Below are 6,496 nucleotides of genomic sequence, written 5' to 3' on the forward strand. Positions count from 1 at the left end.
CTTAACCCTCCTGGCGTTGGTTGGTGGGGTCGAAAAAGGGCAGTGGCACTACCTCGGCCTGGACGACAATGCCGCCCTCGACACGAATCGCAATCCGCTGCCCCGGCGTGCTCTGGTCGATACCGGCGTAGGCCAGGCCGATTATTTTGCCCAGGGTGGTGGAGTACTCGCAGGAGGTCACGTTGCCGCTGATGTCCGGGCCGTTGAGCACCAGGTGGCCTTCCAGCGGTTGCACGCTGCCCTTGGGCAAGGTGAAACCCACCAGTTTGCGTTTCAGCGGCTGGGCTTCAAGGATGTCTACCGAGCGCCGGCCGACGAAGAACGGCTTGTTGCGGCTGACTGCCCAGCCCATGTCGATTTCTGCCGGGTGGGTCATGCCGTCGGTGTCCTGGCTGATGATCACGTGGCCTTTTTCCAAACGCAGCAGGCGCTGGGTTTCGACGCCGAAGGGGCGAATGTCAAAGGCCTTGCCGGCCGTCATCAAGGCATCCCATAACGCCAGGCCGTGGCGCGCAGGCACGTGGATTTCGTAACCCAGTTCGCCGACAAAACCGACCCGCAGCAACCGGGCCTTGATCCCGGCCACCGTGCCCTGGCGCACGCCCAGGTAGGGGAAGCCTTCGGCGCTGAGGTCGAGGTCGCTGCAGACTTGCTCCAGCACCTTGCGCGAGTCCGGCCCGGCCACGTTCACCGCGCAGATCGCTGCGGTGACGTTGGCCACGTCCACATCCAGGCGCCATTGTGCATTCCACTTCAGCATCTGCTGGTAGATCCGGTCGACGCCGCTGGTGGTCGCGGTGACGTAGAAGTGGTTGTCGCCCAGCCGTGCGCACACGCCGTCGTCGATCACCACCCCGTGTTCATTGGTCATCAGCGCATAGCGCGACCGGCCCACCGGCTGCTTGAGAAACGCGAAGGTGTACATCCGGTTGAGCAATTCGGCAGCGTCCGGGCCGCGCACATCCAGGCCGCCCAGGGTCGAGACGTCGATCAGGCCGACCTTGTTACGCACCTGCAGCGCTTCGGCCTGCATGCACGCCTCGCGATCCTGTGGCTTGCCGTAATACGCCGGGCGTTGCCAGATGCCGGCGGGCATCATTTTCGCCCCGGCCTGCACATGCCGGGCATGCATCGGCGTTTGCCGGTAAGGGTCGAAAGCGCGCCCGGCGACATGCGCCAGTTTCTCTGCCACAAATGGCGGCCGCGCGGTGGTAACGCCGGTTTCACTGATATTGCGCTGGGTTGCCCAGGCCACCAGCCGCGCCGTCGGCAGCGCCGAGTGACGCCCCTGGGACGGGCCCATGCCCACGGTGGAGTAGCGTTTGACCAACTGCACATCGCGGTAGCCGATGCGGGTCGCGTTGACGATATCCGCCACTTGCAGGTCTTCGTCGAAGTCGACGAAATCCTTGCCTTTGGGGTGCGGGAAGATCGGCCAGTTGAAATTCACCTGGGCTTCGCTGCGCAACGGCAACTGAGGGCTGGCGGCACTCAAGCCGAGGGCGAGCACGCTGTTGGCCGCGGCATTGGTCGCGTCCACCAGCACGTTGTCCAACTGGTGCCGACCGTGGACGGAACCCGCCACATTCAGGTTATGGGGCAAACCGCTGAGGCTGAACGCTGCACGCTGGTCGTCATAAGCCAGCTTGCCGCCGGCCTGGCACAGCAGTTGATAGACCGGCATATAGCCTGCGGACATGCACAGCAGGTCGCAGTCAATCAGTTGCCCACTGCTGCTGACCTGGCCCTGGCCAGTGATCTGGCGCACATCGACGCCCTTCACATGGCGCATGCCTTTTTCATGCAAGGCCTCGAACACCGTGCTGTTGTTCAGGCAACGGATGTTGCGTTGGGCCAGGGCGCCAGGCAGTGCCTGGTCGGCGGGGGCGTGACGCAGGTCGATCACGGCGGCCACGTCCACGCCCTGGTCGTGCAGGTCGAGGGCGGCGAGGTAACCGTCATCGTTGCCGGTCAGCACCACGGCACGTTTGCCGGGCTTGACCGCGTACAGTTTCATCAGGCGTTGTGCGGCACTGGTCAGCATCACGCCCGGCAGGTCGTTATTGCGAAAGATCACCGGCTGGTCGAACGAGCCGCTGCACACCAGGCACTGGCGCGCGCGCACCTTGTACATCCGCTTGCCCTGGATCACCGGCAGGTAGTTGTCGGTGAACCAGGCGTTGCAGGTGGCTTCGGTCAGCACCTGGATATTGGCGTGTTGCTGCACTGCGCCGAGCAGCTCGCGGCGCAGGGTGTCGGCGCGCGTGCCTTCGATATCGAAGCGGGCATAGGTCAGCGAGCCGCCCAGGATTGGCTGCTGCTCGATCAGCAATACCTTGGCCCCGGCATTCGCGGCGGTGAGGACCGCCTGCAAACCGGCGGGGCCAGCGCCGATCACCGCAAGGTCGGTAAACAGGTAGGCCTTGTCGTAGTACTCGGGCTGGAATTTCAGGTCGAGCACACCCAGGCCGGCCTTTTTGCGGATGATCGGTTCCCAGACTTTCCACATGCCCTTGGGCTTGTAGAACGAACGGTAGTAGAACCCCACCGGCATGAATTTGGAGAACTTGCCCAGGTAGGCATCCCGGTCGTGGTCCAGCGAGCCGTTGACGTTCTGCGCACTCACCTGCAAACCGCCGGACAGCGCGTGGGCGTCGGCCAGCACGTTCGGCTCCTGGGGCAACTGCACCAGGCTGTTCGCGTCCTGGCCGGCCATGGTCAGCGGGCCGCGGGGGCGGTGGTATTTGAACGAACGGGAGATCAGGAAACGCCCGTTGGCCAACAGTGCGCTGGCGATGCTGTCGCCTTGCAAGCCCTGGTAGCGTTGGCCATCGAAACTGAAATCGAGCAACTGATCACGCTGGATCAGCAAGCCCATGGGGGCGGGTAGGCGGTTCATCCGGCGATCTCCCTGGCGGTGTTGAAGTCGACGCGGGCACTGAACAGTTCCTTGGGATCGAAGGTGCGCAGGATCTCGTCGGTGACGGTGTGGCGCTCGGCAAGGAACCAATAGCTCGATGGCGTGTGCATCCACCATTCGCGCACCACACCGGCGAGGTTGTCGGTGTTGAACACGTAGTCGGCCCATTCGGCGTCGCTGCAGTTCACCGGATCGGGCATCGGCTTGAACTCGCCGCCATAGGTGAACTCGCTGATATTGCGCGGCCCGTTGAGCGGGCAAGTCATGATTTTCATAGTCCGCTCTCCACTTAGTGACTGGCCGCCGTGGCGCCCATTTCGTTGACTTGCTGGAAGGTTGAGAACCGTTCGAGCCCAAAGGGTTTGATCATCTCCGGCACCTTGCCGCCGCTGGCCACCAGTTCGGCCATGGTCTTGCCGCAAATGGGCGTGGCCTTGAACCCCCAGGTGCCCCAGCCGGCGTCGAGGTAGTAATTCTTCACAGGCGACAGGCCCATGATCGGGCTGTAGTCGGGCGTCATGTCGGTGATCCCGGCCCATTGGCGCATCAACTTGGCGTTGGCCAGGAACGGGAACATCTCGATGGCGTGGGCCAGCAGGCTTTCCTTCAAGTCCAGGGTCGAGCGCGTATTGAACAGCGGGTAAGGGTCGGAACCGCCGCCGAACACCACTTCGCCACGGCTGGTTTGCTGCACGTAGCAGTGCAGGGCCGAGGAACTCACCAGCGGGTCGAGGAACGGCTTGAACGGCTGGGTCACCATTGCCTGCAGCGGGAAGGTCTGGATCGGCGAGCGGATGCCGGCCTTGGCCATCAGCAACGAACTGTGCCCGGCAATCGCCTGCACCGCGCAGCCACATTTGATGGTGCCGCGATTGGTCTTGACCGCGGTGATCGCGCCGTTTTCGATGATCAGGTCCTGCACTTCGGTGAGCTGGTGGATTTCTACGCCACGCTTGGCCGCCTGCTTGGCGTAGCCCCAGGCCACGGCGTCATGGCGCGCGGTGGCGCCGTCGATGTGCCAGAGCCCGGCGATCACCGGCAAGTGGCCGGGGTCGAGGTTGAGGCTGGGCACCAACTCGCGGATCTGTTGGCGGTCGATCATCTCGGTACGCCCGCCAAAGTGCTTGTTGACCTCGGCCCGCTGGCGGAACGAACGCACGGTGGCATCGGTATGCGCGAGGGTCAGCTGACCGCGCTCGGAGTACATGATGTTGAAGTCGAATTCGTTGGACAGCGACTGGAACATCTTCACCGACTCAGCATAGAAACGGACGCCCTCGCTGGTCAGGTAATTGGAGCGGATCACCGCCGTATTGCGCGCGGTATTGCCGCCGCCCAGGTATGACTTTTCCAGCACGGCAATGTTGGTGATGCCGTGGTACTTGGCCAGGTAGTAAGCGGTGGCGAGGCCATGGCCGCCGGCACCGATGATCACCACGTCGTAGCTGGCCTTGAGTTCCTTGGGCGGTGGCAGGTCCACCTCCACCGGGTACTCCGAGCTCAGTCCGTATTTCAATAGATTGAATGGCATACGGCCTCCGATTGGCTGCGTAAGGCGTGGTGTTGCGCAAGGGCTGCGGCCACGGTGTTTTTCATCAGGAAGGCAATGGTCATCGGGCCGACACCGCCGGGCACCGGGGTGATGGCGGCGACATGGGGCAGGGCACCGTCGAAGTCGATATCGCCCACCAGACGGCTGCGGCCCTCGTCGTCGATACGGTTGATGCCGACGTCGATCACCACTGCGCCGGGCTTCAACCAGCTGGCATCGATCAAGCGCGGGCGCCCTACGGCGGCGATCACGATGTCGGCTTGTCGGCATAAGGCTTGTGCGTTCTGGCTGCGGGAATGCAGCACGGTGACCGAGCAATCCGCCTTGAGCAGCAGGGCGGCCATGGGCTTGCCGACGATGTTCGAACGGCCGATCACCACCGCATGTTTGCCTCGCAGGTCACCCAGGGTTTGTTCCAGCAAATACAGGCAACCACTGGGGGTGCAAGGCGTCAGCACCGCCCGACCCTGGCTGAGGCCGCCGACATTCTGGCTGTGGAAACCGTCCACGTCCTTCTCCGGCGCGATGGCTTCCAGGGCGCGTAATTCGTCCATCTGCGGCGGCAGCGGCAATTGCAGGAGGATCCCGTTGATCGCCGGGTTGGCATTCAACTGGCCGATCAGGATCAGCAGCTGTTCGGTGCTGGTGTCGCCGGGCAGCCGGTGCTCCAGTGAGCGGATGCCCACCTCTTCGGCGCGCAGGATCTTGTTGCGCACATAGACCTGGCTGGCCGGGTCGCTGCCCACCAGGATCACCGCCAGTGCCGGTTCAATGTCGTGCTCACGCAGGCGTGCCACATCCTCGCGCACTTGCAGCAGCACCCGGGCGGCGGCGGCTTTGCCGTCGATCAGTTTAGGGTCACTCACCGGAACACCACCGTTCTGTCCTGGTTGAGGAATACCCGGTGTTCGAGGTGGTACTTGACCGCCTTGGACAGGGCGACGGTTTCGGTGTCACGGCCGATGGCGACCAGGTCGTCAGGCTTGTACACGTGGTCTACGCGCTGGACTTCCTGTTCGATGATCGGGCCTTCATCGAGGTCGCTGGTGACGTAGTGCGCCGTGGCCCCGATCAGCTTCACCCCGCGCTGATAGGCCTGGTGGTAGGGCTTCGCGCCTTTGAAACCGGGCAGGAACGAATGGTGAATGTTGATCGCTCGCCCCGACAGTTGCCGGCACAGGTCGTCGGACAGGATTTGCATGTAGCGCGCCAGCACCACCAGTTCGGTGCGGGTGTCGTCGACGATTTTCATCAGTTCGGCTTCCTGGGTGGCTTTGTTGTCCTTGGCCACTGGCAGGTAGATAAAGCGAATGCCCTCGCGCTCGGCCATGGGCCGCAGGTCGAGGTGGTTGGAGACGATGGCGGTGATGGTCATGTCCATCTCGCCCTTGTGGTAGCGGTAGAGCAGGTCGGTGAGGCAGTGGTCGAATTTGCTGACCATCAGCATCACGCGCATGGGCTCGCGGGTGTCGTGCAGTTCCCACTGCATGTCGAAGGCCTGGGCGATGTCGGCGAAGCCGGCCTTGATCTGTTCGAGGTCGCCGGGGTGGCCGTCATTGAAGCGGAACACGGCGCGCATGAAGAAGCGGCCGCTGAAGTCGTCGTCGAATTGCGCCATCTCCCCGATGTAGCAAGCGTTGTCTGCCAGGTAGGTGGTCACGGCTGCGACGATGCCGGACACCGCAGGACAGGTGACCTTGATGATGAAATGGTTTTTTTCGTGTTGCATGACACGTCCTCGGGATGATGGCGGCAGCTCATCGCATAGCGAAAAAATGTCTGAGGACAGCTGGCTCGTTCCATGAGCGCGGTTTCTTGTGGGGAATAAAATATTCCTGAAGTGGCTTTATAGGGGAATGGGGGCGGGGCGTCTAGGGGTTTGGGAAAGTTTTTTAACTGGGGGGAAAGTTTTTGGCGGGGGCTTTTGGGGTGTATATCCGTTATTTAGGTAACGGCCGCCTATGGTTTCGCTCTTACAGCGACTCACTTTGGAAAAGCCCCAAAGTAAGCAAAGGGCTCTGCCC

5 protein-coding genes are annotated in these 6,496 nt (G+C 62.7%); all 5 read right to left on the bottom strand.

What is annotated here, in order from left to right; genetic code table 11:
* Nucleotide 1: 1 nt before the first annotated feature.
* From M2400_RS27440 to purU, 5 genes are read right to left on the bottom strand one after another with little or no spacing between them, the layout of a single operon-like run.
* On the bottom strand, nt 2-2,899 hold the full coding sequence (locus M2400_RS27440) for a 2Fe-2S iron-sulfur cluster-binding protein (RefSeq protein ID WP_259199057.1): 2,898 nt from the start codon (nt 2,897-2,899) through the stop codon (nt 2-4).
* The gene (locus tag M2400_RS27445; RefSeq protein WP_177047429.1) at nt 2,896-3,195 is read right to left on the bottom strand and encodes a sarcosine oxidase subunit delta; all 300 of its coding nucleotides are present in this window, start codon (nt 3,193-3,195) and stop codon (nt 2,896-2,898) included. The genes M2400_RS27440 and M2400_RS27445 overlap by 4 nt, the downstream gene beginning before the upstream one ends.
* A 14-nt stretch (nt 3,196-3,209) precedes the next feature.
* Complete coding sequence (locus M2400_RS27450; RefSeq protein WP_259199058.1) at nt 3,210-4,451, bottom strand: FAD-dependent oxidoreductase; 1,242 nt, start codon at nt 4,449-4,451, stop codon at nt 3,210-3,212.
* The gene (gene folD / locus M2400_RS27455) at nt 4,433-5,338 is read right to left on the bottom strand and encodes a bifunctional methylenetetrahydrofolate dehydrogenase/methenyltetrahydrofolate cyclohydrolase FolD (protein WP_259199059.1); all 906 of its coding nucleotides are present in this window, start codon (nt 5,336-5,338) and stop codon (nt 4,433-4,435) included. The genes M2400_RS27450 and folD overlap by 19 nt, the downstream gene beginning before the upstream one ends.
* Entirely contained in the window at nt 5,335-6,201 is an 867-nt protein-coding gene (gene purU / locus M2400_RS27460; protein ID WP_177047423.1) for a formyltetrahydrofolate deformylase, read from the bottom strand. The genes folD and purU overlap by 4 nt, the downstream gene beginning before the upstream one ends.
* Nucleotides 6,202-6,496: the final 295 nt, after the last annotated feature.

Source organism: Pseudomonas sp. BIGb0558, from assembly GCF_024807515.1.
Lineage (GTDB): Bacteria > Pseudomonadota > Gammaproteobacteria > Pseudomonadales > Pseudomonadaceae > Aquipseudomonas > Aquipseudomonas yamanorum_A.